This is a genomic window from Flintibacter hominis (assembly GCF_014287965.1).
Lineage (GTDB): Bacteria > Bacillota > Clostridia > Oscillospirales > Oscillospiraceae > Lawsonibacter > Lawsonibacter aceti.
In genome coordinates this window covers 521,053-546,042 of the sequence record NZ_JACOPO010000001.1, presented here as the reverse complement: position 1 = coordinate 546,042, position 24,990 = coordinate 521,053, and the positions used below count along the sequence as shown (strand labels likewise).

General features: G+C 58.5%; 26 protein-coding genes. 14 read left to right on the top strand and 12 right to left on the bottom strand.

Annotated elements, in window-relative coordinates; genetic code table 11:
* Nucleotides 1-61: 61 nt before the first annotated feature.
* Entirely contained in the window at nucleotides 62-1,054 is a 993-nt protein-coding gene (locus H8S11_RS02610; RefSeq protein WP_147572138.1) for an RluA family pseudouridine synthase, read from the bottom strand.
* Nucleotides 1,055-1,222: 168 nt separating this feature from the next.
* On the opposite strand from H8S11_RS02610, the gene H8S11_RS02605 reads away from it, so the two are divergent.
* Entirely contained in the window at nucleotides 1,223-1,726 is a 504-nt protein-coding gene (locus H8S11_RS02605; protein ID WP_147572137.1) for a YceD family protein, read from the top strand.
* Nucleotides 1,727-1,772: 46 nt separating this feature from the next.
* Nucleotides 1,773-1,961 carry a 50S ribosomal protein L32 gene (rpmF, locus tag H8S11_RS02600; RefSeq protein ID WP_147572136.1) on the top strand — a complete coding sequence of 63 codons (189 nt, stop codon included), beginning with the start codon at nucleotides 1,773-1,775 and terminating at the stop codon, nucleotides 1,959-1,961.
* A 53-nt stretch (nucleotides 1,962-2,014) separates the two neighbouring features.
* Here the strand turns inward: rpmF and recO are convergent, their stop codons facing one another.
* The 4 genes from recO to H8S11_RS02580 form a co-directional block, all read right to left on the bottom strand.
* The gene (gene recO / locus H8S11_RS02595) at nucleotides 2,015-2,776 is read right to left on the bottom strand and encodes a DNA repair protein RecO (RefSeq protein ID WP_186852080.1); all 762 of its coding nucleotides are present in this window, start codon (nucleotides 2,774-2,776) and stop codon (nucleotides 2,015-2,017) included.
* Between the two features lie 35 nt (nucleotides 2,777-2,811).
* Nucleotides 2,812-2,958, bottom strand: a complete 147-nt coding sequence (locus tag H8S11_RS02590) for a hypothetical protein (protein WP_186852079.1) — start codon at nucleotides 2,956-2,958, stop codon at nucleotides 2,812-2,814.
* A 97-nt stretch (nucleotides 2,959-3,055) separates the two neighbouring features.
* Complete coding sequence (era, locus tag H8S11_RS02585; protein WP_186852078.1) at nucleotides 3,056-3,955, bottom strand: GTPase Era; 900 nt, start codon at nucleotides 3,953-3,955, stop codon at nucleotides 3,056-3,058.
* A gap of 172 nt (nucleotides 3,956-4,127) precedes the next feature.
* Nucleotides 4,128-5,150 carry a YeiH family protein gene (locus tag H8S11_RS02580; protein WP_186852077.1) on the bottom strand — a complete coding sequence of 341 codons (1,023 nt, stop codon included), beginning with the start codon at nucleotides 5,148-5,150 and terminating at the stop codon, nucleotides 4,128-4,130.
* Between the two features lie 117 nt (nucleotides 5,151-5,267).
* On the opposite strand from H8S11_RS02580, the gene H8S11_RS02575 reads away from it, so the two are divergent.
* Entirely contained in the window at nucleotides 5,268-6,140 is an 873-nt protein-coding gene (locus H8S11_RS02575; protein ID WP_186852076.1) for a LysR family transcriptional regulator, read from the top strand.
* 39 nt (nucleotides 6,141-6,179) lie between these two features.
* Here the strand turns inward: H8S11_RS02575 and ybeY are convergent, their stop codons facing one another.
* Together ybeY and H8S11_RS02565 are read right to left on the bottom strand one after the other, a co-directional pair.
* Nucleotides 6,180-6,686, bottom strand: a complete 507-nt coding sequence (ybeY, locus tag H8S11_RS02570) for an rRNA maturation RNase YbeY (protein ID WP_186852075.1) — start codon at nucleotides 6,684-6,686, stop codon at nucleotides 6,180-6,182.
* Between the two features lie 17 nt (nucleotides 6,687-6,703).
* Nucleotides 6,704-8,332 carry a gamma-glutamyltransferase family protein gene (locus H8S11_RS02565; protein ID WP_186852074.1) on the bottom strand — a complete coding sequence of 543 codons (1,629 nt, stop codon included), beginning with the start codon at nucleotides 8,330-8,332 and terminating at the stop codon, nucleotides 6,704-6,706.
* Between the two features lie 174 nt (nucleotides 8,333-8,506).
* Between H8S11_RS02565 and spoVAD the strand changes: the two genes are divergently transcribed.
* Together spoVAD and spoVAE are read left to right on the top strand one after the other, a co-directional pair.
* Nucleotides 8,507-9,532 (top strand): stage V sporulation protein AD, encoded by a 1,026-nt coding sequence (gene spoVAD / locus H8S11_RS02560; protein WP_147572123.1) that lies wholly within the window; start codon nucleotides 8,507-8,509, stop codon nucleotides 9,530-9,532.
* A gap of 67 nt (nucleotides 9,533-9,599) precedes the next feature.
* Nucleotides 9,600-9,956, top strand: coding sequence for a stage V sporulation protein AE (gene spoVAE / locus H8S11_RS02555; protein WP_186852073.1), 357 nt, complete (start codon nucleotides 9,600-9,602; stop codon nucleotides 9,954-9,956).
* A gap of 44 nt (nucleotides 9,957-10,000) precedes the next feature.
* On the opposite strand, the gene H8S11_RS02550 is transcribed toward spoVAE, so the two are convergent.
* Complete coding sequence (locus H8S11_RS02550) at nucleotides 10,001-11,089, bottom strand: tetratricopeptide repeat-containing glycosyltransferase (protein ID WP_186852072.1); 1,089 nt, start codon at nucleotides 11,087-11,089, stop codon at nucleotides 10,001-10,003.
* A gap of 88 nt (nucleotides 11,090-11,177) precedes the next feature.
* Complete coding sequence (locus tag H8S11_RS02545) at nucleotides 11,178-12,554, bottom strand: BclA C-terminal domain-containing protein (RefSeq protein WP_186852071.1); 1,377 nt, start codon at nucleotides 12,552-12,554, stop codon at nucleotides 11,178-11,180.
* Between the two features lie 176 nt (nucleotides 12,555-12,730).
* Between H8S11_RS02545 and glpK the strand changes: the two genes are divergently transcribed.
* Genes glpK through H8S11_RS02525 form a run of 4 tightly spaced genes read left to right on the top strand, consistent with a single transcriptional unit; the run spans nucleotide 12,731 to nucleotide 16,345 of the window.
* Nucleotides 12,731-14,224, top strand: a complete 1,494-nt coding sequence (gene glpK / locus H8S11_RS02540; protein ID WP_186852070.1) for a glycerol kinase GlpK — start codon at nucleotides 12,731-12,733, stop codon at nucleotides 14,222-14,224.
* A gap of 1 nt (nucleotide 14,225) precedes the next feature.
* On the top strand, nucleotides 14,226-14,819 hold the full coding sequence (locus H8S11_RS02535) for a GNAT family N-acetyltransferase (RefSeq protein WP_186852069.1): 594 nt from the start codon (nucleotides 14,226-14,228) through the stop codon (nucleotides 14,817-14,819).
* Nucleotides 14,820-14,852: 33 nt separating this feature from the next.
* The gene (locus H8S11_RS02530; protein WP_186852068.1) at nucleotides 14,853-15,143 is read left to right on the top strand and encodes a hypothetical protein; all 291 of its coding nucleotides are present in this window, start codon (nucleotides 14,853-14,855) and stop codon (nucleotides 15,141-15,143) included.
* Nucleotides 15,144-15,154: 11 nt separating this feature from the next.
* Nucleotides 15,155-16,345 (top strand): iron-containing alcohol dehydrogenase, encoded by a 1,191-nt coding sequence (locus tag H8S11_RS02525; RefSeq protein WP_186852067.1) that lies wholly within the window; start codon nucleotides 15,155-15,157, stop codon nucleotides 16,343-16,345.
* A 98-nt stretch (nucleotides 16,346-16,443) separates the two neighbouring features.
* Here the strand turns inward: H8S11_RS02525 and H8S11_RS02520 are convergent, their stop codons facing one another.
* Nucleotides 16,444-16,884, bottom strand: a complete 441-nt coding sequence (locus tag H8S11_RS02520) for an HAD family hydrolase (RefSeq protein WP_186852066.1) — start codon at nucleotides 16,882-16,884, stop codon at nucleotides 16,444-16,446.
* A gap of 117 nt (nucleotides 16,885-17,001) precedes the next feature.
* On the opposite strand from H8S11_RS02520, the gene yaaA reads away from it, so the two are divergent.
* The 5 genes from yaaA (at nucleotide 17,002) to H8S11_RS02495 (ending at nucleotide 22,807) form a co-directional block, all read left to right on the top strand.
* Nucleotides 17,002-17,763 (top strand): peroxide stress protein YaaA, encoded by a 762-nt coding sequence (gene yaaA / locus H8S11_RS02515; RefSeq protein ID WP_186852065.1) that lies wholly within the window; start codon nucleotides 17,002-17,004, stop codon nucleotides 17,761-17,763.
* 23 nt (nucleotides 17,764-17,786) lie between these two features.
* Nucleotides 17,787-18,446 carry a response regulator transcription factor gene (locus H8S11_RS02510; RefSeq protein ID WP_147572116.1) on the top strand — a complete coding sequence of 220 codons (660 nt, stop codon included), beginning with the start codon at nucleotides 17,787-17,789 and terminating at the stop codon, nucleotides 18,444-18,446.
* Nucleotides 18,446-19,348 carry a sensor histidine kinase gene (locus H8S11_RS02505; protein ID WP_186852064.1) on the top strand — a complete coding sequence of 301 codons (903 nt, stop codon included), beginning with the start codon at nucleotides 18,446-18,448 and terminating at the stop codon, nucleotides 19,346-19,348. Before H8S11_RS02510 ends, H8S11_RS02505 begins: the two co-directional genes overlap by 1 nt.
* Before the next feature lie 113 nt (nucleotides 19,349-19,461).
* Nucleotides 19,462-20,130, top strand: a complete 669-nt coding sequence (locus H8S11_RS02500) for an ABC transporter ATP-binding protein (protein WP_147572115.1) — start codon at nucleotides 19,462-19,464, stop codon at nucleotides 20,128-20,130.
* A 13-nt stretch (nucleotides 20,131-20,143) separates the two neighbouring features.
* Nucleotides 20,144-22,807 (top strand): ABC transporter permease, encoded by a 2,664-nt coding sequence (locus H8S11_RS02495; RefSeq protein ID WP_186852063.1) that lies wholly within the window; start codon nucleotides 20,144-20,146, stop codon nucleotides 22,805-22,807.
* A 231-nt stretch (nucleotides 22,808-23,038) separates the two neighbouring features.
* Here H8S11_RS02495 and H8S11_RS02490 read toward each other — a convergent pair whose 3' ends face one another.
* Together H8S11_RS02490 and H8S11_RS02485 are read right to left on the bottom strand one after the other, a co-directional pair.
* Complete coding sequence (locus H8S11_RS02490; RefSeq protein WP_147572113.1) at nucleotides 23,039-24,001, bottom strand: ABC transporter ATP-binding protein; 963 nt, start codon at nucleotides 23,999-24,001, stop codon at nucleotides 23,039-23,041.
* A complete protein-coding gene (locus H8S11_RS02485) occupies nucleotides 23,998-24,981 on the bottom strand; it encodes an ABC transporter ATP-binding protein (RefSeq protein WP_186852160.1) in 984 nt (327 codons plus the stop codon). The genes H8S11_RS02490 and H8S11_RS02485 overlap by 4 nt, the downstream gene beginning before the upstream one ends.
* Nucleotides 24,982-24,990 lie beyond the last annotated feature (9 nt).

The window sequence follows — 24,990 nt, the reverse complement described above, 5'->3', positions numbered from 1 at the left end:
TTTGTCAATAATATATTCAATAAAAAAGAGCCGAGGCTGCCCCGACTCTTTTCCAGCCTATTCACCGGGAGGACGGCTCTCTCCCGGCCTCTGGCCAAGCTCCAAAATACTCCCGGACAAAGTCCACGTCCTCCACCTGAAAGGTCCGGCCATTCAGGTGCTCCAGAGGTCCGGCATCGGTGGTGAAGTGGAAGGCGAGCTTATAGGAGTACAGGGCCTGCCCATGGCGGCCATACTTTCGATTCTCCCGCTCACTGCCGTACTTGCCGTCCCCGATGAGGGGGTGTCCGGCATGGGCGAATTGGGCACGGATCTGATGGGTCCGCCCGGTGATCAGGTCGCACTCCACCAGGGACAGGCCATTTTTCACCGCAAGCGTCTTATATAAGGTAACGGCAGTTTTGGCCCCCGGCCCCGGCCGGCCGCGGACATAGACCTGCTTTTTGACCTCGTCCTTAAAGAGATAGCCTTCCAGTTTCCCCTCCTTGGGCGCCATCCTGCCCTGGACTACACACAGGTAGTATTTGCTTAACTCCCGGTCCTTGATCTTCTGGTTCATCACCCGGAGTCCCTCCGCCGTCTTAGCCGCAATGACTATGCCCCCCGTGTTCCGGTCGATACGGTTGCACAGGGCTGGCGCAAAGGAATTCTCCCAATAGGGAGACCACTCCTTCTTCTGATATAAGTAAGCCTGGATATGGGTAAGCAGGGTATTGACTCGCTCGTTCTCATCCGGATGGACCACCAGGCCGGGCCGCTTGTCCAGCAGCAGGATATGCTCATCCTCATACAGGATATTCAGCTTCGGCTGGTACAGGGACAAAAAAGCGTTTTCCGGGGTGGGGCGGTCAAAGAACTCGTCGTTGATATATAACTGGAGCACATCTCCCACATTCAGCCGGATGTCCCGCTTGGAGCCCTTTCCGTTGACCTTTACCCGCTTGAGGCGGATATACTTCTGGGCCAGCGGGGCAGGCAGCAGGGGGATCGTCTTGGCCAGCCAGCGGTCCAGCCGCTGACCTGCGTCATTTTTTCCAATGGTAAATTCTTTCATGGCGGCTCTCTCCTACAAAGGCTGTAAAAAGTGCCCTATCTTCCCAAAATTGGACCATAAAAAATTATATTTGTCAATCAGAAAAAAAGATTTGACAAGTTGGGAACTTTTCTCTATAATACTTTCCGTACCATTATGCGAGTTTAGGGTCAAACCCAGGAGGAAGCCATGCGTCTGGATCTGAAAGATATCATTCATAAGCCAGACGCCCGCAAGACCTTCCAGTTCCAGGCAGACCTGTCCGGTCTGGAATTTTATGGGAGGAAACCCATCACCCGCCCCGTTCTAGCCCAGGGCAGCGTGACCAACCACGCGGGCGCTCTTGTGCTGGAGGGGACGGTCAGTTCCCTGTTGGATCTGGTCTGTGACCGCTGCGGGAAAGAATTTTCCCGTGAAAAGGTGGTCCGGCTGGACAGTCTGGTTGCCCAGGCCCTGGAGGATGAGGAGAACGACGAGATCATCCTTCTGGATGGAACTGAGTTGGATCTGGACCAGGTGGTGACGGAGGCTTTCGTACTCGAGATGGATACCAAAAACCTTTGCTCAGACGACTGCAAAGGGCTGTGTGCCAAATGCGGGGCTGACCTGAATCTCGGTCCCTGCGGGTGCAGACCTGAAGTAGATCCAAGACTGGCGGCCCTTGCGCAGCTGTTGGATGGCGAAACTGAGTGAGTAGTCGAAGTGCCGCACGGCACGTAAACCGAAGGAGGTGTCACCCATGGCGGTTCCTAAGAGAAAAGTGTCCAAGGCCCGGCGCGATAAGCGGCGCAGCTCCCACTGGAAGCTGGAAACTCCCGGTATCGTGACCTGCCCCAAGTGCGGGGCGTTCCGGCTGCCTCACCGGATGTGCAAGAATTGTCTGACCTATAACGGCCACACATTTGGCCAGGTCGAGGCCCAGCAGTAATGAATATTGCGGAAAAAGCCCGCTGTGGAACTCCACAGCGGGCTTTTTTTGAATCATATCCCTCCGGTCTGTATCCCTTTGTAAAAATCCAGTGTCTGAAAGCCCCGCTCCAGTTGGGTATGGAGATATGCCTCTGTCAGATCCGCCAGCTTGGTCAGCCCTTCCCCGCCTATCGAAAAGGAGAAGAGCCGCTTTGGATCTCCATAGGCGATATGCTCCATAGCCCGCAGCGCGTGGAGGTTGAGAGGCATGGAGATGCCCTCCCCCATCTCTCCCCGGCAGGCAGCACAGTGGACCACGCCCTCTCGCAGATGGAAGCGCGGCTCCTCCGGCGGGGTCCTGCCGCAGACGGCACAGCCGTCCAGCAGCGGCTCGTATCCAGACAGGCACATGGCCTTCAGTTCAAAGGCCGCCTTAACCAACGCGAGGGGTTTCTCTTTCATTTTATCCAGTGCGTGCAGGCTGTTCAATATCAATGAGAGCAGCTCAGAACTGGCGACCCCTTCCACTGCCAATAGCTCCGCCACCTCGGCGAAATAGCAGCCCAAAGCCAGCCGCTCCAGGTCATCCCTCACCCCCTGGAACAGCCGTTCCGTGGACGCCTCCTTCACGGTCCAGCGCCCCTGGTAGTCGTATAACACCATTTCTGACCAGGCCAATAGCTGGCATGGCGCGGCCAGGGCGCTCCCCTTTTTTCGGCAGCCCCGGGCGGAGGCAGTGAGTTTCCCCTGCTCCTGGGTAAAGAGCGTCAGGATCTTATCCGACTCCTTATAGTCCACCTGACGGAGGACCAGAGCCTTAGTGGTCATATGCATAGCGTATCTCCTATGTACCGGGGCACAGCTTCAGACTATGCCCGGTCCGCCTCCTTGGGCTGAGGCCGAAACGCCGACCTGGCCGGCAGTGCCGGTCCCTCCCGGTCCAGGGCCGCGAGCATCAGATAGGCTTCTGGCAGACCAGTTTCCCAAAATAAGCTCCACAGTCCGTTCTCATTCATACTCCAGTCCTCCCACAAATCTCTCCGCAATTAGACTGGGCTTTTCTCATGGAAAGTATGACCGGGAAATTCTGTTTATTGCTGGCGTCAGCTGCAATCAATCCTGGTGGTAGCCAAAATTCTGAATTGCCGCGGGATTATCACGCCAATTTTCCTTGACCTTTACCCAAGTCTGGAGGTACACCTTAGTCCCCATAAATCGCTCCATATCTTGCCGGGCCAGGGTGGATATCTTTTTCAGCATGGCACCGCCCTTGCCGATGATGATACCCTTATGGCTGTTCTTTTCGCAGTAGATGGTGGCCTCTACCTCAATGACCTCGTCCTCCCGCTCTACGAAACGGGTAATCTCCACCGCGGTCCCATGAGGGATCTCCTTATCCAGGGACAGAAGCAGCTTTTCCCGTAAGATTTCCCCCATCATCTGCCGCTCCGGCTGGTCGGAGGTCATGTCCTCCGGGAAGAGCTGGGGCCCATCGGGAAGGAAGCCCTCCAGCACGCCCAGCAGCTCCTCCACCCCCTCGCCGGTCTTGGCGGAGATAGGAACCACGGCCTGAAAGTCGTGTTCCTGGCTGTAAAGCTGTATCACTTCAAGGAGCTTGTCTTTCCGCTCCAGCGTATCCCCCTTGTTGATGACCAACACGGCGGGACAGCCCAGGGTCTTGACGCGGGCGATAAGCTGTGCCTCTGGCTCCCCAATATTCGGGATGGGCTCCACCAGCAGAGCCACCGCATCTACGTCAGCCACACTCTCCCTGACCACATTCACCATATAGTCCCCCAAGCGAGTACGGGCTTTATGCAGACCCGGCGTATCCACAAAGACAAACTGGCTCTCTCCCCGTGTCAGAATACCGCAGATGCGGTTCCGAGTGGTCTGGGGCTTGTTGGTAACGATAGCTACTTTCTCCCCCACCAGGGTGTTTATCAATGTGGACTTGCCTACGTTGGGCCGGCCGCACAGAGTAATGATACCGGATTTTTTGATAATCGGCATAAGATAATCCTCACTTTCTCAGGTGTGAACAATTTCCCGTCTACAAATATTTTTTATTATTATCTTTCAAGTCAGAGAAAGGCCACCTCTCCCTTTTCTGCTTTTTATTTTATCATATTTGACGGAAAATAGCAAACGGCCCGCCGATTTGGCGGGTCGTTTGCCGACCGTGTTACACAATGCCCATAAAATACTCGACCGCGATTGCCACTACTACCACCAAGGCAGAGATAATAAATCCGTGAATCATGGGGTTAATGCCAGATTTACGCATTTCCCGGAAATCAGTATTTAAGCCGATGGCTGCCAGAGCTGCCACCATTAGGAATTTGCTCAGCTCTTTTAAGCCAGAAGACAGCTCCTGCGGAAACACTCCCAGGCTGTTAATGGCTGCCATTCCCAAAAAGCACAGGATGAACCAGGGAAAGATAGAGGTAATCTTCACTTTTTCTCCCTGAGACACTATCCCGGCCTTCCGTTTCTCCCGCACCTCGATCAGGCTGAATACCAGCACAGTGGGGATGATGGCCAAGGTGCGAGTCAGCTTCACCATTGTGGCAAAATCGCCGGCTCCCTCTGAAAAGGCGTATCCTGCCGCCACCACGCTGGAGGTGTCGTTCACCGCCGTCCCGGCCCATAGTCCATAGGCCATATCGCTTAATCCCATGGCCTGCCCCATAATAGGAAAAAGGACGATCATCACCATGTCAAATAGAAAAGTGGCCGACATGGCATAGGCAATATCCTTATCCTCCGCATCGATCACCGGGGCGATGGCCGCAATCGCAGAGCCTCCGCAGATCCCCGTCCCGGCAGAAATCAGGTTAGACAGCTTCCAGTTCAGGCCAAGTGCCCGCCCCACAAAATATCCACCGCCGAAGCAGGTCAGCAGGGTAAACATCATGACTACCAGGGACAGCCGGCCTACATTGAGCACTACCTTGATGGACAGCGAGGCTCCCAAGAGAATGATGGCGAATTTCAGAATTTTTTTGGATGTGAACTTCAGGCCCTTGGCCACACCATCGCTCGGCTTCCTGATCTGGTTGAGTCCCATACCGATGAACAGGGCAATGACTGACGCCCCAATGAGATGGATCGGCAGTAGACCCTCAATGAATTTGGCACAAGCCGCGATAGCCAATGCCAGTAAAAGTCCGGGAATAAGCTCCCCTATCCGGTTCAACACCTTCATAGCTCCACTTCCTTTTGCAATATTTCCCTCTGGTCACACTCATCATAACACCGGTTGATTATAAAATCAAATTATGTTATATTATATATAATAAATATTTTTAATGGACGTGAACATATGCTGGACCAAAAACTTCAGACCTTTCTCACTGTAGTGGAGCTGCGCAGCTATACACTGGCCGCCCAGGCCCTTCATATCACCCAGCCCGCCGTTTCTCAACACATCCGAAAGCTGGAAGAGCACTACGGTGCCCAGCTCATCGACTTCACAGGCCATCAGCTCGCCCTCACCCGAGCGGGAGAATTGATGTATCGATACGCCACCTTTCAGGCGGCCAACGAGCACAGGCTGCTGGAGCAGCTCAACCAAAGCGCCCAGACTCTCCGGGTCGGTGCCACCCTGTCCATTGCCGACTATTATCTTCCCCCTCTTTTGGCCCCCTTTCTGGCCCAGTCCTTCCGTCCCCTGGCGCTCCATGTAGGCAATACGGAAGGAATGCTGTCCGCCTGTATTCGGGGAGAGCTGGACTGTGCCCTCATCGAAGGGATCTTTTATGACAATGACTTCTGCAGCCACATTTTTCATACTGCCCGGTTTTTACCTGTGGCTGCCGCCAGCCATCCTCTTTCACAGAAAGAACACAGGCTGACAGATCTGTTTTCTTATCCTCTCATTTTGCGTGAGCCCGGATCAGGCACCCGCGCCATTCTGGAAAACAGACTCTTTCAAGCCGGCTGCTCTCCCCAATCCTTCTCCTCTGTACTGGAGTGCGGCAGCTTCCGAATGATTAAGGAACTGCTGAAAGCAACTCATGCTGTCAGCTTCATGTATGAGCAGGTGGCCGCCCAGGAGGTGGCGTGTGGTACACTGACCTATCTGCATCTGTCCGATTGGCAGATCCTGCGCCCCCTCTATTTTGTCTACCCCAGGCACAGTATGTCCCACAAAGCCTGTCAGAATTTTTATGACGAATGTCTTTGTCCCAAATAGAACAGACGGAGCCAAGTCCTATGACTTGGCTCCGCTGTGTTATGTCCGGTCAAGACCCATCTCCGTCAAAATTTTTTCTTCTCTTTCCCGCATCTGCCGCTTCATCGGGCCCTCGTCCAGGTGGTCGTAGCCCAGCAAATGGAGGACCGAGTGTACCGTTAGATAGCACAGCTCCCGCTCCAGGGAGTGACCGTACTCCTCGGCCTGCTCGTTTGCCCGCTCCAGGGAGATCACCATATCCCCCAAAAAGACTTTGCCCGTGTCTGGGTCCGCCCACTCGGCTCTGGGCTTTTCTCCGGGAGACAGCTCGAACATGGGAAAGGACAGCACATCGGTGGGCCGGTCCACCCCTCGCGTTTCCAGATTGGCCTGATGGATGCCTGCGTCATCTGTGATAAGCACATCGACGGCGCAGGGCACGTCCACCCCCTCCGTCTCCAAGGCTGCCTCGATAACCCGCTGGAGCTTTGACTCGTAGGGCCAGTCCTCCTCACAGTCCACACACACGCAGTGGGACGTCCCCTTTTGTCCTTTGCCAAGCAGCATATCTTCCACCCCTGCCCTTACCAGGCCGCCACAGTGCCATCGCACCGAGGCTCGGTCCCGCCAACTAGCATTCCGTTCTCCGTCCGCCAAATGATTTGCCCGCGGCCCATAGTGATGTTGGTGTTCAAAACCTCCACCTCATGGCCCATGTCCGCCAGCTCTCTGCCGATGTGGGCGGGAACCTCCCGCTCCAACTGGATATGCTTTCCGCCCACCCACTGAATTCTCGGGGCATCCAGCGCCTCCTGGGGATTCATATGATAGTCGATGGTGTTCACCGCCACCAGCACATGGCCCTGGGGCTGCATGAAGGCGCCCATGACGCCGAAGGGGCCAACAGCATCTCCGTCCTTCATCATAAAGCCGGGGATGATGGTGTGATAGGACCGCTTCCCTCCGGTCAGGCAGTTGTCGCTGTTCTCCTCCAGGGAGAAGTTGGCGCCCCGGTTCTGTAAGGAGATACCAGTGCCGGGGATGGCCACGCCGGCGCCGAAGGTGGTATAGTTGCTCTGGATAAAGGATACCATGTTGCCCTCTGGGTCGGCAGTACACAGGTAGATGGTCCCGCCGCAGGAGGGGGCTCCCGCCTCCGGCATCAGCGCCCTGTCAGAGATGAGGGCCCGGCGCTGGGCGGCGTACTCCTCGGACAGCATATCCTCCACCTTGGTCTTCATGTACCGGGGGTCCGCCACATAAGTCTTAGTGTCCGCGAAAGCCAGCTTGATGGACTCCAGGATCTTGTGGTAGGTGTCGGCGCAGTCCTTCACCTGGGACAGCTCCAGCCCCTTTAGGATATTCAGCGCCATCAGCACTGTGATGCCGTGGCCGTTGGGCGGTATCTCGCACACGGTATAGCCCTTATAGTCTGTGGTGATGGGCTCCACCCACATGGGCTGGTAATTTCTGAAGTCATCCTCACAGAAATACCCCCCAGTTTCTCGGCTGAAGGCCACAATCTTCTCCATCAGAGGACCACGGTAATAGCTTTCACAGTCTGTGGCGGCCAGCTCCTCCATCGTCTGGGCATACTCCTCCCAGCGGAACAGTTCACCGGCCCGGTAGTGGGTGCCGTCCTCCTTCATAAAGGTATTCCACCAATAGGAGTGAGGCGCAGGTTCCTTGGACCGGGCAGCGGCAATACGCTGGGAGTCCTTCTCCCACTGGGGCTCCAGATTGACCGGGACAGGATATCCCTCCCGGGCATAGGAGATGGCTGGAGCAAACAGTTCGGACAGGGGCTTGGCGCCAAATTTTTTATTGATCGCCGCCCAGCCCGCGGGGGCCCCCGGCACCATGGTCGGCAGCCAGCCCGTTTTGGGCATCTCACTGTGCCCCATGGCTCTCACCATCTTCGCATCCAGCGCCATGGGAGCCACGCCACTGGCGTTGAGTCCGTACAGCTTCTTCTCCTTCTCTACCCAGATCAGGGCAAAGCAGTCTGAGCCCAGGCCGTTTCCGGTGGGCTCCAGGATGGGCATGGCTGCGGCCATGGCGACAGCCGCGTCCATAGCGTTTCCTCCGGCCTTCATCACATCCAGGCCGATCTGGGCCCCCAGAGGCACAGAGGTGCAGGCCATTGCGCGGCGGGCATAGACTACATTCCGGCGGGAAGGATAGGAATATTTTTGTGGGTCGAATTGGGGCATAGGTCCTCTCTCCTTTTCTTTCCTTTGCAGCCCCCATTATACAGGAATCTGGCCCTTTTGAACAGAAGAAAGCAAAAGAAATTTTTATTCGCCTCTTCCTTATGCTTCGGGCATATTTCTCTCCCCTTCGGACAAGCTATGGTCATCTTCATTCTCTATTGGGAGGCGTTTCCCTTGACGACAAAAAAAACAGGCAGCCAGACAGTCACCCTGGCCTGTCCCCCTTCCTTCGCCGGTCACGCCAACGTGGTAGGAAAGAAGGAGGGTGAGGGCCCTCTGGCCAGCTCCTTCGACTATATCGGGACTGACGACACCTTCGGCGAGTCCACCTGGGAGAAATCGGAGAGCGCCATGCAGAAGCAGGCCCTGGCTCTGGCCTTAAATAAGGCGGGCCAACCTGCCTCTAATATAGACTGGCTCTTTGCCGGCGACCTGCTGAATCAGTGCATCGGTTCTTCCTTCGCCGCACGCGGCCAGGAGATTCCCTTTTTCGGCCTCTATGGGGCCTGCTCCACCATGGGGGAGGGGCTGGCTCTGGCCTCTATGACCTTGGATGGCGGCTTCGGGGAGTGGGCCGGAGTGGTAGTCTCCTCCCACTTCTGCACTGCCGAGCGCCAGTACCGCACCCCTCTGGAGTACGGCGGCCAGCGAACTCCCACCGCCCAGTGGACCACTACCGCTGCCGGAGCTGCTATTCTGGCACGGGAGGGCCCCGGCCCCTATATCACCCATGTGACGGTAGGCAAGATTGTGGACAAGGGCATCACCGACACCAACAACATGGGGGCAGCCATGGCCCCGGCCGCCTATGACACCATCTCCACCCACCTAAAGGACACCGGCCGGGCGCCGAGCTACTATGACCTGATCGTCACAGGCGACCTGGGTAATCTGGGCAGCGAGCTGCTGTTGGAGTTGCTCCGGCAGGACGGGCTGGAACTGTCCAACCACACCGACTGCGGGATGCTTATTTTCGACCCGCAGAGTCAGGATGTCCACTGCGGAGGTTCCGGCTGCGGCTGCGCAGCCTCGGTGCTGACGGGCTACCTGCTCAATGGAATGCGGGAGGGCAAATGGAACAACATTCTTTTCTGCCCCACCGGCGCTCTCCACTCTCCTACCTCCGCGTTCCAGGGGGAGAGCGTACCCGGCATCTGCCACGCCATCGCCATTTCTACTCAGCGATCCCCCCAGGCGTGACCGCCGGCTGTCTTCGGGCATCACGCCCATACCTGGGACCTCTATCTTGTTTGAAAGGTGCGTAATCATGGAATATCTTAACGCCTTCCTCTGCGGCGGCATCCTATGTATTATTGGCCAGCTTTTGATTGATAAGACTCCCCTTACCCCCGCCAAGATCCTGGTGTCCTATGTGACCGCCGGGGTGATCCTCAGCGGCCTGGGGCTCTACCAGCATCTAGTGGACTGGGGAGGAGCCGGCGCCACAGTACCCCTCACGGGTTTTGGCCACCTGCTGGCCAAGGGGGTCAAAAAGGCGGTAGCGGAGGACGGATTTCTGGGCGCCCTCACTGGCGGGTCCACCGCCGCGGCCGGCGGTATCACCGCCGCTATCTTCTTCGGCTTTGTAGTGGCCCTTCTCTTTAAGCCGAAGCCCAAAAGTTAGATCAAAACACAAGCGGGCCCCATCCATTGGATGGGGCCCGCTTGTTACCCGCCTTCTTTCGGACTGTTCTCCAGCAGCTTGAGATTTCCCTGGAGCCGCTCGTTGTCTGGCTCCAGCTCCACAGCCTTCCTCGCCTCCTCACGGGCCTCTTTCAGCCTCCCAGTGTGGAAGAGGGCAATGGAGCGCAAGTCGTGGGGCAGAGAGCCCCAGGAGGCAGCCTCACAGATATAAGACCTGGGCCGGTAGGTGATGGCCAGGGCGCAGCCAGTAAAGTAGAGCACCCCGTCCCACTCCCCCTGCTCATACAGGGCAAGCGCCAGGTCCATATAGGGCTCCCGCAGATGGGGTGCCTCAGCGATGGCCCTCAGGTACCAGTCCCGGGCCTGTGCCCGCTCCCCCTTGTTCAGATAGGACTTGGCGATGTACCGCATGGAGGCCGCCCTCTCATCCCGCCAGGTGGCGCTCGGCATGGTAAGATGCCTTTTCAGGGTACGGATGCAGTCGTCCCAGCGGCCCCTGTACATATATTCCCGGCCTAAATAGTGGACATTCCGGTCATCCTCAGGGTCCTCCTGTACCGACAGCTCCAGCAGCGGAAGATACTGCCCTCTAGACTTTGAAGGGTCGGGGTGGTGGTCCAGCTGGACTCCCTCCGCCACCACTGTGGGGCCTGGCCTTCCAGTCCCCATCCACTTCAGCACCTCATGCACCGGATGAACCCACTGATAGCCGTGGCGTGCATGGGCCTTTTCATACCAGAAGGTAACCCCCTCGCTGCCGTCCGGGTTAAAGGACCAGGTATAGCGGTATGTAGCCTGGCCCGCCTCTGGCAGCCACGCCTCCTCCAACCGGGCCCGCCAGCCAGGATGAAATACCTCATCCAGATCTGTACATACGCAGATATCCGCGTCTTCCGGCACCAGCTCCATGGACCGGTTGCGGGCCACATCGAACCTCCAGGGGGAGATGACCTCTACCTTAGCCAGAGCCCCCCTGGCTCGCAGCCGCTCCACAGTGTCGTCCTCGGAGCCGGTGTCCAGCACCACTACCTGGTCCGCCTCTCCCATAGAGTCCATCCAGCGGTCTACGAATTGAGCCTCATTTTTACAGATGGCATATACCACCACTTTCACGGCGCTCGCCCTCCTCTTTCAGATAAGGAACAGGGCGGGCGGCACGGTGTGCCGCCCGCCCTGTTTAGGCCCCATTGGGGTCTTTCGGTCAGTTCAGCTTCTGGATTACGATCCCGGCCTCGGTCAGAGTCACGTTGTTCTCTGTGGAAGTCAGGGTAATGGTAGCCGTCCCGGTGACGTTCACCAGGACACTGGCCGCCAGAGTGGCCAGATCATTGGTAGTGGAAATGGTGGCCTGGCTCTCGCTCCCAGGGACAGGGGTAGAGTTGTTCTCCAGCTCCACGCCCACAGTACCAGTAGAGCTTGTATTGGTCGCCACCACCGAGTAAGAGACCCGGTAGATACCGGTTTCTCCCAGGGTGAAGGTGGCCGTGCTCGTGGTATGGGTGATGGCGGTTCCCTCCTCCACCTGATTGGTGTCGAAGCTGGCGTCATCGCCGGTGGTTGCCAGGGTCTGGGACCCCACATTGGTGGCGTAGAGCGCGTTCAGCGCGGGGGCTGCTCCAGCCGGTCCAGTGGGCCCGGTAGGACCTTCCGCGCCTGTGGCTCCGGCGGCACCAGTTGCGCCGGCAGGGCCGGCAGGACCAGTCGGGCCAGTCGGCCCGGTGGGGCCTTCCGCTCCGGTAGCTCCGGTAGCGCCAGCAGCACCAGCAGCGCCAGTTGGACCAGTCGGGCCGGTCGGGCCCGCAGGACCAGCGGCACCCGCAGGGCCGGCAGGGCCAGTTGGGCCAGTAGCGCCGGCCGCTCCGGCAGCGCCAGTGGCCCCGGTGGCTCCAGTCGCCCCTACAGGACCCGTGGGGCCGGTAGGGCCTTGGACAGACACCAACTCAAAGTCAGCGGATGTGCCGGGAGTACCGCTGGGATTGGCGATCCGGGCCCGGTACAGGCTGCCGTTATAGGTCACAAAGTCCCCCTGGGCATAGGGTGTGCCTAGCGCGAATGTGGTCACAGTTTCCAGCCCCTCGCCAGCGGGGCCGGTGGGACCGATGGGGCCGGCGGGACCCTGAGCGCCAGTAGCACCAGTGGCACCGGTTGCGCCGGCAGGGCCAGCAGGACCAGTGGGACCGGTCGGGCCGGTCGGGCCGGCGGGGCCCTGGGCGCCGGTAGCTCCGGTGGCACCAGTTGCACCCGTAGCGCCAGTCGCGCCAGCAGGGCCAGCAGGACCAGCGGGGCCAGTAACGCCGGCTGGGCCGGGGATTCCCTGAGGTCCGGTGGGGCCAGTGGGACCAACGGGACCAGGATAGCCCTGGGGTCCGGTCGGCCCGGTGGGGCCTACCATGGACGGGAAGGGAGGAGGACAGGGACAGGGAGGCGGGCAAGGGGGAGGACAAGGAGTGGGGCAGCAGGAAGTAGAGCCGGACTGACCGCAGCCACAGCCGCAGCTGGAGCTGGTGCCGCCGTTCAGATAGGCGACCACGCCGTCCCGGCGATTCTGCTCCCACTCAGAAGCACAGTATCTTCTCATAAGACGCTCCTTTGCACGGTAAAAAATGGGTGTGGCGATGCCACATTCCATCCTATGCTGAATCAACGCGCCTGTGCGCGGCCTGTCAAATGGGCAGGCCGTCCTCTCCCGCTCCGGTCTTTACAGCCCTCTGTTTTTCTGTCATAATAAGAGCATATTCAAGGGGAGGGACGCCCATGAAACGATATGTCATCGCCCTGGACCAGGGCACCACCAGCAGCCGCTGCATTCTCTTCGATCAGGATCAGAATATCGCGGGGGTGGCGCAGCGGGAATTTTCACAGATATACCCCCAGCCCGGCTGGGTGGAGCATGACCCCATGGAGATCTGGTCCAGTCAATACTCCGTCCTCACCGAAGTGCTGGCCCAGGCCGGCGTTTCTCCTGAGGAGGTGGCTGCTATCGGCATCACAAACCAGAGGGAAACGGCCATCGTGTGGGATAGACATACCGGGCGGCCGGTCTACAACGCTATCGTGTGGCAGTGCCGCCGCACCGCCCCTCTGTGTGAGAAGCTGAAAAAGGACAAGGAGCTCACCCAGTATATTCAGGACCGCACGGGACTGCTCATTGACGCCTACTTCTCCGCCACCAAGGTCAAATGGATACTGGAGCATGTAGAGGGAGCCTGGGAACGGGCCCAGGCGGGCGATTTGCTCTTCGGTACAGTGGACAGTTGGCTGGTGTGGAAGCTGACAGGTGGAAAGGTCCATGTCACCGACCGGACCAACGCAAGCCGTACCATGCTCTATGACATCCAAAACCTCTGCTGGGACACCCGTATCTGCCGCACCCTGGACATCCCCATCTCCATGCTGCCCCAGGTCCGAGACTCCAGTGAAGTGTACGGCACTGTCAATCTCCAGGGGGTGGAGGTACCCATCTCTGGCATCGCCGGCGACCAACAGGCCGCCCTCTTCGGTCAGACCTGCTTCTCCTCCGGTCAGGCGAAAAACACCTACGGCACCGGCTGTTTTCTTCTGATGAACACCGGTGACCAGTTGTGCCGAAGCCGGAACGGGCTGTTGTCTACCATCGCCATCGGCTTGAGCGGAAAGGTCCAGTACGCTCTGGAGGGCTCCGTATTCGTAGGCGGCGCCGTCATCCAGTGGATCCGGGACGAGCTGCGCTTCATCTCGGAGGCCCGAGACGCGGAGTATTACGCCTCCAAGGTTCCGGATACCGGCGGGGTCTATCTCGTCCCGGCCTTCACCGGCCTGGGTGCTCCCCACTGGGATATGTACGCACGGGGTGCCCTGGTGGGACTGACCCGGGGCACCACCCGTGACCATATCATCCGGGCGGCACAGGAGTCTATCGCCTATCAGGTGGCGGACTTGGTGGATGCCATGGAAAAGGACACTGGGATTGCCCTTCGGGAGCTGAATGCTGATGGCGGGGCCAGCAGGGACCGTTTTCTAATGCAGTTCCAGGCTGATATTCTGAACAAATCCGTCTGCCGGCCGGCCATCCGGGAGACCACCGCTCTTGGCGCGGCCTATCTGGCCGGCCTGGCTGTGGGGGTATGGCGGGATCTAGACCAAATCCGTGCCCTGCGCACCCTGGATCAGCGGTATGACCCGTATATGGAGGCAGATACCAGGCAGCGGCTGCTGCGCGGCTGGCACAAGGCCGTAGGACGCAGCTTGGACTGGGAGGAACACGATTGACATGGGCTTAAATACGCCACGGCTGGAGACAGAGCGCCTAATCCTGAGGAAATTTACACAAAACGACCTGGATGCCCTTTTCTCTATTTTCCGTGATGAAGAAGCAAATCGGTTTTTGCCCTGGTACCCGCTGCATACCATGGAGGAGGCCAGATCTTTTTTCCTGGAGCGGTATGCGGCCTCCTATGGACAGGAGCGGGGCTACCGGTATGCCGTTTGTTTCCGCTACGACGACATACCTGTGGGATACGTCAACGTGGCTATGGACGACAGCCACGACCTAGGGTACGGCCTTCGTAATGAGTTTTGGCATCAGGGCATCATTACCGAAGCCTGCAAGGCCGTTATACAGCGATTGAGAGCGGATGGCATTCCCTATATCACCGCCACCCACGACCGGAACAATCCCCGGAGCGGCGGCGTGATGCAAAATCTCGGCATGAAATATCAATACACCTATGAGGAGTTGTGGCAGCCTAAGAATATGCCGGTTGTCTTTCGGATGTATCAGTTGAACTTGGATGGGCAGACAGACCGGCAGTACAAAAAATATTGGGAAGCCCACGACCATCATTTCATTGAATCCGCCCTGTAAGAAGGGCGGATACCACAGGCAGGAGTGATACCTATGTTACCCCCTATTGAAATCCCTACCCTGCTATTCTGGGAGAATGGCAATACCTGGTATGGCAGTAAAGGACAGGCCCGCTTTTTTATTCAGCCCGTGACCCACGAAGCTGCCCCAGATACCCCTGACGCACCCTCTCATACCACCCTGGACATAGAGTTCTGGAGGGGTCCGCTGACCAAAGCGTTGAGCCATATCTGTTCCACCGCCTCTTTCCCCCTTAGCGGGGAGGGGCTGGAGCAGACCGTCCAGTGGCTGGAGGAGCAGGCCGCGATAGTAAACGAAGAATAAGGAGAGCAACAATGGAAGCCTTTCAATTTTATTCCCCTACACAGATCATTTTCGGGCGTGGTACTGAGGAGCAGGTTGGAGAGCAGATCGCCCGCCGAGGGGGCTCCCGGGTGCTGGTGGTCTATGGCGGCCAGAGCGCTGTCAAAAGCGGGCTGCTGAGTCGGGTCCTGGCCTCTCTGGAGCAGAGCGGGCTGTCCTGCGACACGCTGGGTGGTGTAAAGCCAAATCCCAGACTCAGTCTGGTATTATCCGGCATCCAGCGGGCGGAGGCTTTTCAGGCCAACTTTCTGCTGGCCATTGGAGGTGGCAGCGTCATCGACACGGCTAAGGCCATCGCCGATGGAGTCGCCAACCCGGAGCTGGACCTGTGGGATGACCTGTGGATGAAAAAGGTCCCTCTGGAGCGGTCCCTGCCTGTGGGGGTGGTATTGACCATTCCCGCGGCCGGCAGCGAGAGCAGCGACTCCGCCGTTCTGACCAAGGATGACACCCTGGAAAAGCGAGGGCTTGGTTCCGATCTGCACCGTCCCCGGTTTGCCATCCTAAACCCCGATCTCACCGCCACCCTGCCCCGCTATCAGGTGGCCTGTGGCGTGGTGGACATCATGTCGCACACCATGGACCGCTATTTCAATCCCATCACCACCAACCAACTCACCGACGAGCTGGCGGAGGGGCTGCTTCGAGTGGTCATTTCCAGCGGCCGGCGAGCCATGGACCATCCCGGCGACTACCAGGCCATGAGTGAACTGATGTGGGCCGGTTCCCTGTCCCACAACGGCCTGACTGGTCTGGGCGGGAAGAAGGACTTTGCCCCCCATCAACTGGGCCATGAGCTTAGTGCCCGGTTCGATTCTGCCCACGGTGCCACCCTGTCTGCCGTTTGGGGCAGCTGGGCCCGCTACTGTCTGGATGCCGATGTGTCCCGCTTCGCCCGGTTCGGTGTCAAGGTCTGGGGATTGGACCCCACCGGCCGCACAGAGCGAGAGCTGGCTTTATCCGCCATCGATGCGACTGTGTATTTCTTTCACTCTTTGGATATGCCCACCTGCTTCTCTGAGTTGGGCTGCGGCCTCCAGTCTGAGAAGGAGCTGGAGGAGCTGACCCGCCGCTGTACCTTCTTCGGGACCCGGACCATCGGCACCTTCCGGGTGCTGGACCACGACGACATCCTGGCCATCTATCGAATGGCGAATCACTGAGCGGAAGCTGGGCCGGCCATCTCCTTGTGCCGCTGCCCCATTCTCCTTCGCTTCACAACAAGGCGGGACGCCTGGCTATCGCCAGGCGTCCCGCTTCTTCAACACATTTTCTTGGTCATATCCTCATAGCTGTCTACCACTTCGTCCGCCAGGGCCCGGAGTTCCTCCGGATGCTCCTTGCCTACCAGTACGACCTGGAAGCCAGCCTCCCTCACACAGCGGAGGACCTTCTCCCGAGCGGTAAACACCAGAGTAGCTGGGCGGGCGGTCCCCAGGCGCCGCACACATTTCTCATAGAGCTCCGGGTCCTCTATCCCTCTCCCCTGTTCCCCAGTATACAATACACCCCGGAAGTAGGCGGCCAGTCCCGCGGCTTCCAGCTTAGGCTGGAGCGCGCGCCGCTCCTCCTCAGAAACCAGATAGAGCAGCACCCCCTCCATCCGAAGCAGGGACAAAAAGGGCATTAGCCCGGTCAGCGGTCTCCCCTCTCGGTCCAGCAGAGTGTCTGGAACATCAAAAACAGCGCCTTGCAGACGCATGACCGATCCCTCCTCAGTTTGATTTGTCCGGTCCTATTTTAACCTCTTCCCCCTAAAATTACAATTCCCATTTCCTTTTTACTGAAACTGTTTTATACTGTCCCAAGGAGGGATATTATGAAGCTGATCATCTCCCCGGCAAAGAAAATGAACGTGGACACGGATACCATGGAGATCCGGGGCCTCCCCCGGTTCTTGGATCGGACCCGGCTGCTCTGTGACTGGCTGAAAACCATGTCCTACGACCAGCTAAAGGCCCTGTGGCGCTGTAATGACGCCATCGCCTCACTCAATTATGAGCGGCTCCAGCATATGGAGCTGGAGGAAGGACTCACTCCAGCAGTCCTGGCCTATGAGGGCATCCAGTACCGCTATATGGCCCCCCACCTGTTCTCCTGGGAGCAGTTCGACTATTTAGACCGGCATCTGCGCATCCTGTCCGGCTTTTATGGGGTGCTGCGCCCCTTCGACGGAGTCACCCCCTACCGGCTGGAGATGCAGGCCAGACTGGCCGGGTCGGGCTGTCAGTCTCTGTACCAGTTTTGGGGTCCCTCTTTAGCCCAGGCGCTGGCGGAGGAGGACGACCTTCTGGTCGATCTGGCCTCACGGGAATACAGCCGAGCGGTGACCGACCATCTGCCACAGGGAATGACCGTCATCTCCTGTACCTTCGGGGAACTGAGGGAGGGCCGGGTACTGGAAAAGGGCACCCAGTGCAAAATGGCTCGTGGTGAAATGGTCCGCTATCTCACCGAACACCTGTCAGAGAGCCCGGAGGCCATGCAAGCCTTTGACCGTCTGGGGTACTCCTTCTCCCAGGAGCGGTCCACCCCCACTCACTATGTATTTATCAAGAAGGCCAGGGCCAAAGAGGACTGAGCTTTCTGGAAAGCGGAGGACCTATGGAACATCTTTTGCTCATTGAGGACGACCAGGCACTTGGCCGGGGGATCACCCTGGCCCTGGCCGCTGGGGACCGGGAGCCCCATCTGGCCCGGACTCTGGCCGAGGGCCGCCGGCTGTTCGCCCAGCTACCCATCTCCCTGGTCATTCTGGATCTCAATCTGCCCGACGGGAACGGCCTGGAACTGCTGACTGAGATACGCTCTGTGAGCCAGGTGCCCGTTCTCATCCTCACTGCCAACGACCTGGAGAGCGACCAGGTGACCGGGTTGGAGCTGGGGGCGGACGACTATGTGACAAAGCCCTTTTCCCTCGCTGTCCTCCGGGCCAGGGTAAACAATCTGCTCCGCCGGGGGGCCGTCCCCAGAGGCGAAGTGGTGGAGCTGCCCCCCTTCTCCTTTGACTTTGCGGGCATGGCCTTTTCCCGGAACGGAGAGGCGATCGAGCTGTCCAAGACGGAACAGCGGCTGCTCCGTCTGCTGGTGGAACACCGGGGCCAGACCTTGACCCGGGAGCAGCTCCTGGATCGAGTATGGGATGGGGGCGAGTTTGTGGACGAAAACGCTCTGTCGGTGGCGGTGCGCCGCCTGCGGGCCAAACTGGGGGACGCCCCCATTAAGACGGTATATGGCCTTGGCTACACCTGGGAGATCCAGTGATGGGAGCGGGCGGCTATGTCTGTTTAGTACTGGCCCTTCTGGGCCTGGGCTTCGGCCTGTACCAGTGGTACAGCGGCCGCCGGACCCTCCGGCGGCTGGATGAAATGCTGTCCGCCGCTGTGGACGGAAGCTTTCGGGAAAACGCCTTTGACGAATCCGTTCCCTCCGCTCTGGAGGCCAAGCTGGCCCGGTTTCTCAATGGCTCCGCCTCCTCCACCCGAAATCTGGAGCGGGAGCGGGAGGTCGTCCAGACGCTGATCTCCGACATCTCCCACCAGACCAGGACTCCCATTGCCAATATCCTGCTCTACGCCTCCCTGCTGGCTGAGGGGGACCTGCCTCCGGAGCAGGCGGAGCAGGCCGCCGTACTGGCCCAGCAGGGGGAAAAGCTGTCCTTCCTCATTCAGACCTTAGTGAAGGCGTCCCGTCTGGAAACGGGCATCTTCGCCATGGACCCACAGGTCCATGGCGTCCAGCGGCTGCTGGACGCGGTTCTGATCCAGGGGCGGCAGAAGGCCAGGGAAAGGGGGCTCTCTCTCACGGCGGAGCCCACCTCTGCCCAGGCCAGGTTTGATGAGAAGTGGACCGCGGAAGCCCTTTACAACCTCGTAGACAACGCCCTGAAATACACCCCGCAGGGGGGCAAGGTCGCCCTCTCCGTCCGGGAGTTCGAGCTGTTCTGCGCCATTCAGGTAGAGGACAATGGTCCCGGCATCCCGGAGGGAGAACAGGGGGCCATCTTTGGCCGCTTCTACCGGGGCGAGGCCGTCCGGGACCAGGAGGGCCTCGGGATCGGCCTCTATCTGGCTAGAGAGGTGGTAACTCGTGAGGGCGGATATATCCGCCTCAATTCCAGCCCCGGCCAGGGGAGTCGGTTTTCCCTGTATCTGCCCAAGGAATAAAATCTTCAAATCTTACAACAGTGAAAGATTTGAGAAAGATTGTGGAAAGATTGTCTTGGTATAGTGGGGAGCGTAGGCATACGCCCCCACTTTTCCATAAAGGAGATATCACAATGACAATTTTACAGACCAAGGATTTAAGAAAATACTACGGCTCTGGCGACACTCTGGTAAAAGCCTTGGACGGAGTGGACCTGAACGTGGAGGACGGGGAATTTGTAGCTATCGTGGGCACCTCAGGAAGCGGGAAATCCACCCTGCTCCATATGCTGGGCGGTCTGGACCGGCCCACCTCCGGTTCTGTCACCGTAGACGGGCAGAAAATTTTTGACCTGAAGGACGAAGCCCTGACCATCTTCCGGCGGCGGAAAATCGGCTTCGTCTTTCAGTCCTTCAATTTGGTGCCGGTACTCAGCGTGTACGAAAATATCGTCCTGCCCATCCAGTTGGACGGGGGCCGGGTTGACGAGTCGTACGTGGGGCAGGTCATCTCCGCTCTGGGCCTGGAGAGCAAGCTCCAAAATCTCCCTGGCCAGCTCTCCGGAGGCCAGCAGCAGCGGGTGGCCATCGCCCGGGCCCTGGCGACCAAACCGGCCATTGTCCTGGCAGACGAGCCTACGGGTAATCTGGACACCAGGACCAGTCAGGATGTGCTTTCCCTGATGAAGGTCACCGGTCAAAAATTTGCCCAGACCATCGTTATGATCACTCACAACGAGGAGATCGCCCAACTAGCCGACCGCATCGTTCGCATTGAGGACGGCAGGATCGTGGCACGGTGAGGAGGTGGGCTCTATGAAGGTATCCAATGGCAAATGTATCCGGACCCTCTCTCACAGGAGTCTTCGGGCCAACCGCACCCGCAACATTGTGGCGGTGCTGGCCATCGCTTTGACCACGGTGCTATTCACCTCCCTGTTCACCATTGCCATGTCCATTAACGACGGCATCCAGCAGAACAACTTTCGCCAGGTGGGCGGCTTCTCCCATGGCGGCTTCAAGTACCTGACGGAGGAACAGTTTGACCAGTTGAAGGACGACCCTCTCATCGGTCAGTGGGGCCTGCGGCGCTTTCTGGGTATGCCCAGCGAGATGCCCTTCAACAAGTCACATGTGGAGATTGGCTGGTCCGATGCAAACGAGGCCCACTGGCAGTTCTGCGACCCAGTGGAGGGCCGTCTGCCCCAGGAGGGCACGAATGAGGCCGCCACTGATACCCATGTGTTGGAGCTGCTGGGAGTAGAACCTAAACTGGGGGAACAATTTACTGTCACCTTTGATGTGGACGGCCGCACGACCACCCAGACCTTTACCCTGTGCGGCTGGTGGGAGTACGACGAGGCCATCGTGGCCAACCACATTCTCATCCCGGAGAGCCGGGTGGACGCCGTCCTGGCAGAGACCGGCGTGGTGCCGGGCCAGACCACAGACGGCATGACCGGCTCCTGGAATCTGGACGTGATGCTGAAAAATGGGGCCCGGAACATCGCCGGCGACCTAGAGGAGATCCTGACCAACCACGGCTATCAGGGTCAGAGCTCTACCCAGCCGGGCTATATCCACACTGGTGTCAACTGGGGCTACACCGGCGCCCAGCTTTCCGGCAGCATGGACCCCACCCTCCTGCTGGCCATCGGCGCGATCCTGCTCCTCATTATCTTCACCGGCTATCTCATTATTTACAATGTGTTCCAGATCTCAGTGGCCAACGATATCCGCTTCTACGGCCTGCTCAAGACCATCGGCACCACCCCTCGGCAGCTCCGCCGGATCATCCGGCACCAGGCCCTGGCCCTGTCTCTGGTGGGCATCCCTCTGGGATTGCTGCTGGGCTGGCTGGTGGGGGGACAGCTCACTCCGGTGATCATCCGCCAACTAAACGCGGTGTCCAACGTGGTATCAGTAAACCCGGCTATCTTTGTGGCCTCCGCCCTGTTCGCTCTGGTCACGGTTCTGATCTCCTGCCGCAAGCCTGGGCGGATGGCCGCACGGGTGTCCCCCATCGAGGCGGTACGATACGCCGAGGGCGGAGCGGTGCGGCATGGAGGAAAGAGGAACGCCAAAGGCGTCTCCTTGCTCTCTATGGCCCAGGCCAACCTGGGCCGGAACCGGGTCAAGACCGCGGTCACCGTCCTCTCCCTATCCCTGGCCGTGGTGCTGCTCACTGTGACGGTCACCTTTACCAACGGCTTTGACATGGACAAATATGTATCCAACTTCACCGCCAGCGACTTTATCGTGGCCGATGCTGGCCAGTTCCAGACTGGCGGTGACGCTTACAACAGCGAGATGGATGTTACCGAGGACGTCATTTCCGCCATCGACGCCCAGGGCGGCATCACTGACGGCGGCCTGGTCTACGGCAAGACCTCTTCCGCTCTGGAATTCGTCACCGAGGAGTATTACCGCTCCGTCTGGAGCAAATGGAACACCCCGGAACAACTGGACAGCAAGGTCCACTTCATGGACCGGAACGAGGAGGGCCTGCTGGCCGACCGGGTGCAGCTCTACGGCATGGAGCAGTTCCCTCTGGACCACCTGACAGTGCTGGCGGGGGACCTGTCCAAGCTCAACGAGCCTGGCGGGCGGTATGTGGCCGCTGTGTATAGTGACGACGACTATGGTCAGCCCGAGATGGACTCCCACTGGGCCCGGCTGGGAGACACAGTCACCCTGCGCTATGTGGAAGAGTACGAGTATTATAACCCTGACACTGGCGAGATATATGGCCCCTGGGAGAATGTGCCCGAGGGCGCCAACTGGGTGGATCGGGCCGTAAAGTACCGAGATATCGAGTACGAGGTGGCCGCCCTGGTGACAGTGCCCATGGCCCTGAGCTACCGCTATTACGGGGCGGACGAGTTTATTATGAACGACCAGACCTTTATCCAGGACACGGGCACAGACAGCGTCATGTACTATGCCTTCGACACTACGGATGAGGCCAACCCCGCTATGGAGTCCTTCCTGGCGGACTACACGGAGAATGTGAATCCTCAGTTCGACTATGAGAGCAAGTCTACCTATGCCGCGGAGTTCGAGGGGATGCGCTCCATGTTCCTACTGCTAGGCGGGGCCCTCAGCGGCATCGTTGGACTGGTGGGGGTGCTGAACTTTTTCAATGCGATCCTCACCGGCATCATCACCCGAAAGCGGGAGTTGGCCGTCCTCCAGTCCATCGGCATGACAGGTGGACAGCTCAAGCGGATGCTGGTATGGGAGGGGCTGCTGTACGCCCTTGGTTCGGTGCTCCTGGCCTTGGTGCTGGCCCTGGTATTGGGCCCGATTGCCTTCTCCGCCTTGCAGAGCATGTTCTGGTTCTTCACCTACCGCTTCACCTTAGCCCCCATCCTGGCCACGGCCCCTGTATTCGCCCTGTTGGGCTCTCTTGTCCCTCTGGCGGTATACCGCTCAGTAGCCAAGCATACCATCGTGGAGCGTCTGCGGGATTCCGAATAGGGAATGTGATTTCCTTCCCCGACCGCTGGAGCTGGAGATTGGAGTAAGCCAGCAAATATAAATACAGCCCCAGATGCGCAGCAGACATTTGGGGCTGTATTTTTTTGGAAGGGGCGTCTATTCTTCTTGCCAAGCTACCTGTATCAAAAATTCTACAGCAAAGGCTCCGCACAAAGAAGTGCGGGGCCTTTGCTTTCATGGAAAACCAAGTCGTGCCGGTCCTATTCCCATTCAAAGCTGATTGATCTCCCTAACTCGGTGGCAGGACACATAGTGTCCGGGCAGTACCTCTTCCAGCCCAGGGGACTGGGTCCGGCACAGCTCTGTGGCATAGGGGCATCGGCTGGCAAAGCGGCAGCCAGGTTTAGGGTCGATGGGAGAAGAAATTTCCCCCTTCAGCAGCTTGCGAGGCTGCTTCTCCCGCAGGGCCGGAATGGGTACCGCTGCCAGCAGGGCCTTGGTATAGGGATGGAGACGGTTCCGGAACATCTCCTGTGCGTCAGCAAGCTCTACTACAGTACCCAGATACATGACCAGGATGCGGTCGGAGATATGCTTCACCACTGACATATTGTGAGTGATAAAGAGATAGGTCAGGTTCCGTTCTTCCTGCAGGTCCTGCATCAGATTCAGGATCTGGGCTTGAATGGACACGTCCAGGGCGGAAACCGGCTCATCACAGACGATGAACTTAGGGTCCAGGGACAGGGCTCTGGCGACACCGATACGCTGGCGGCGGCCTCCGTCCAATTCATGGGGATATGTGTTGACCAGGCGGCGGGCCAGTCCCACGGTGTCCATCAGCTCCTCCACCTTTTGAATCAGCGCAGCTCTGGAGGAGCACTTTTTATAGATGATCAGCGGCTCCGCAATCAGCTGGCTGACGGACATACGGGGGTCCAGAGAGGAGAAGGGGTCCTGGAATATCATCTGCATATCCTGCCTGAGCTGCTTCAGTTCTCGGCGGTTCACCTGGGTAATATCCCGCCCCTGATAGAGCACCTGACCCTCTGTGGCGTCATGTAGACGGAGAATGGTGCGGCCCAGGGTAGACTTACCACACCCCGATTCGCCTACCACACCTAGGGTCTTGCCCTCCTCGACGGAAAAAGAAACATCGTCCACCGCATGAAGGGTGCCCCTGGCGGTACGGAAATATTTTTTCAGATTTTTGACTTCCAGCAGCGCACTCATGCTCCAGCCACCCCCTGCTGTTCAAATAGGACGCACTCCACCAGGTGTCCAGGCTCCACCTCCACCACTGGAATAGGAGCCTGGCGGCACCGATCAGTGGCATGGGGGCAGCGGGGTGCGAAGGCACAGCCTTCAGGCAGCCGGGTGGGGTCCGGCATCAGTCCCGGAATAGGCTTGAGCCGACGGACATTCTCATCAAAGTTTGGGATAGATCCGAAGAGACCTACGGTGTAGGGATGTTTAGTATTGTTGTAAATATGCTCCAGATTGCCATACTCCACGATGCGTCCGGCGTACATGATCGCAGCCTTGTCGCATACCTCGGCCACAATGCCAAGATCGTGGGTAATCAGAAGCAGCGAGGTGTTAAAGTCGGCCTTCAGCTTCTCAATCAGGTCCAGCACCTGGGCCTGGATGGTTACATCCAAGGCAGTGGTGGGCTCGTCGGCCACCAGCAGCTCCGGGTTACAGGCAAGGGCGATAGCAATCACAATACGTTGTTTCATACCGCCGGAAAATTGGTGAGGATAGTCGTTGTAGCGGCTCCCTTCGATACCAACCAACTCCATCATCTGGACCGCCCTCTGAGTTGCCTCTGTCCGGGGGATATTCTGATGAAGGTGGATGACCTCGCAGATCTGCTCACCCACAGTAAGGACCGGGTTCAAAGCGGTCATGGGGTCCTGAAAGATCATGGATATCTTGGCGCCCCGGATCTTACGCATATCAGCCTGGCTGGTTTGGAGCAGGTCTTCCCCTTCAAAAAGGATCTCACCGTTGACCACCTTTCCTGGAGGATTGGGCACCAGACCCATGATGGCCAGGGCGGTGGTGGTCTTACCGGCCCCGGTTTCACCCACCAGTCCCAAAGACTCTCCCTTTTCCAGACCGAAGCTAATACCGTTGACGGCCTTGACCGTATCCTTACCGGAGGCATAATGAACGGCCAGATTTTTAATATCTAACAGTTTTTCACTCATCATGCTCAC

What these genes read in the sequence shown, in the direction of transcription:
- H8S11_RS02535 (WP_186852069.1), top strand. Translation starts at nt 14,226, where the DNA reads ATGGGCTTAAATACGCCACGGCTGGAGACAGAGCGCCTAATCCTGAGG.
- recO (WP_186852080.1), bottom strand. Translation starts at nt 2,776, where the DNA reads ATGCATATGACCACTAAGGCTCTGGTCCTCCGTCAGGTGGACTATAAG.
- H8S11_RS02545 (WP_186852071.1), bottom strand. Translation starts at nt 12,554, where the DNA reads ATGAGAAGATACTGTGCTTCTGAGTGGGAGCAGAATCGCCGGGACGGC.
- ybeY (WP_186852075.1), bottom strand. Translation starts at nt 6,686, where the DNA reads ATGCTGCTTGGCAAAGGACAAAAGGGGACGTCCCACTGCGTGTGTGTG.
- yaaA (WP_186852065.1), top strand. Translation starts at nt 17,002, where the DNA reads ATGAAGCTGATCATCTCCCCGGCAAAGAAAATGAACGTGGACACGGAT.
- H8S11_RS02520 (WP_186852066.1), bottom strand. Translation starts at nt 16,884, where the DNA reads ATGCGTCTGCAAGGCGCTGTTTTTGATGTTCCAGACACTCTGCTGGAC.
- spoVAE (WP_186852073.1), top strand. Translation starts at nt 9,600, where the DNA reads ATGGAATATCTTAACGCCTTCCTCTGCGGCGGCATCCTATGTATTATT.
- H8S11_RS02565 (WP_186852074.1), bottom strand. Translation starts at nt 8,332, where the DNA reads ATGCCCCAATTCGACCCACAAAAATATTCCTATCCTTCCCGCCGGAAT.
- H8S11_RS02605 (WP_147572137.1), top strand. Translation starts at nt 1,223, where the DNA reads ATGCGTCTGGATCTGAAAGATATCATTCATAAGCCAGACGCCCGCAAG.
- H8S11_RS02580 (WP_186852077.1), bottom strand. Translation starts at nt 5,150, where the DNA reads ATGAAGGTGTTGAACCGGATAGGGGAGCTTATTCCCGGACTTTTACTG.
- H8S11_RS02490 (WP_147572113.1), bottom strand. Translation starts at nt 24,001, where the DNA reads ATGAGTGCGCTGCTGGAAGTCAAAAATCTGAAAAAATATTTCCGTACC.
- H8S11_RS02500 (WP_147572115.1), top strand. Translation starts at nt 19,462, where the DNA reads ATGACAATTTTACAGACCAAGGATTTAAGAAAATACTACGGCTCTGGC.
- H8S11_RS02525 (WP_186852067.1), top strand. Translation starts at nt 15,155, where the DNA reads ATGGAAGCCTTTCAATTTTATTCCCCTACACAGATCATTTTCGGGCGT.
- H8S11_RS02590 (WP_186852079.1), bottom strand. Translation starts at nt 2,958, where the DNA reads ATGAATGAGAACGGACTGTGGAGCTTATTTTGGGAAACTGGTCTGCCA.
- H8S11_RS02530 (WP_186852068.1), top strand. Translation starts at nt 14,853, where the DNA reads ATGTTACCCCCTATTGAAATCCCTACCCTGCTATTCTGGGAGAATGGC.
- H8S11_RS02495 (WP_186852063.1), top strand. Translation starts at nt 20,144, where the DNA reads ATGAAGGTATCCAATGGCAAATGTATCCGGACCCTCTCTCACAGGAGT.
- era (WP_186852078.1), bottom strand. Translation starts at nt 3,955, where the DNA reads ATGCCGATTATCAAAAAATCCGGTATCATTACTCTGTGCGGCCGGCCC.
- H8S11_RS02485 (WP_186852160.1), bottom strand. Translation starts at nt 24,981, where the DNA reads ATGAGTGAAAAACTGTTAGATATTAAAAATCTGGCCGTTCATTATGCC.
- glpK (WP_186852070.1), top strand. Translation starts at nt 12,731, where the DNA reads ATGAAACGATATGTCATCGCCCTGGACCAGGGCACCACCAGCAGCCGC.
- H8S11_RS02510 (WP_147572116.1), top strand. Translation starts at nt 17,787, where the DNA reads ATGGAACATCTTTTGCTCATTGAGGACGACCAGGCACTTGGCCGGGGG.
- H8S11_RS02575 (WP_186852076.1), top strand. Translation starts at nt 5,268, where the DNA reads ATGCTGGACCAAAAACTTCAGACCTTTCTCACTGTAGTGGAGCTGCGC.
- H8S11_RS02505 (WP_186852064.1), top strand. Translation starts at nt 18,446, where the DNA reads ATGGGAGCGGGCGGCTATGTCTGTTTAGTACTGGCCCTTCTGGGCCTG.
- H8S11_RS02610 (WP_147572138.1), bottom strand. Translation starts at nt 1,054, where the DNA reads ATGAAAGAATTTACCATTGGAAAAAATGACGCAGGTCAGCGGCTGGAC.
- rpmF (WP_147572136.1), top strand. Translation starts at nt 1,773, where the DNA reads ATGGCGGTTCCTAAGAGAAAAGTGTCCAAGGCCCGGCGCGATAAGCGG.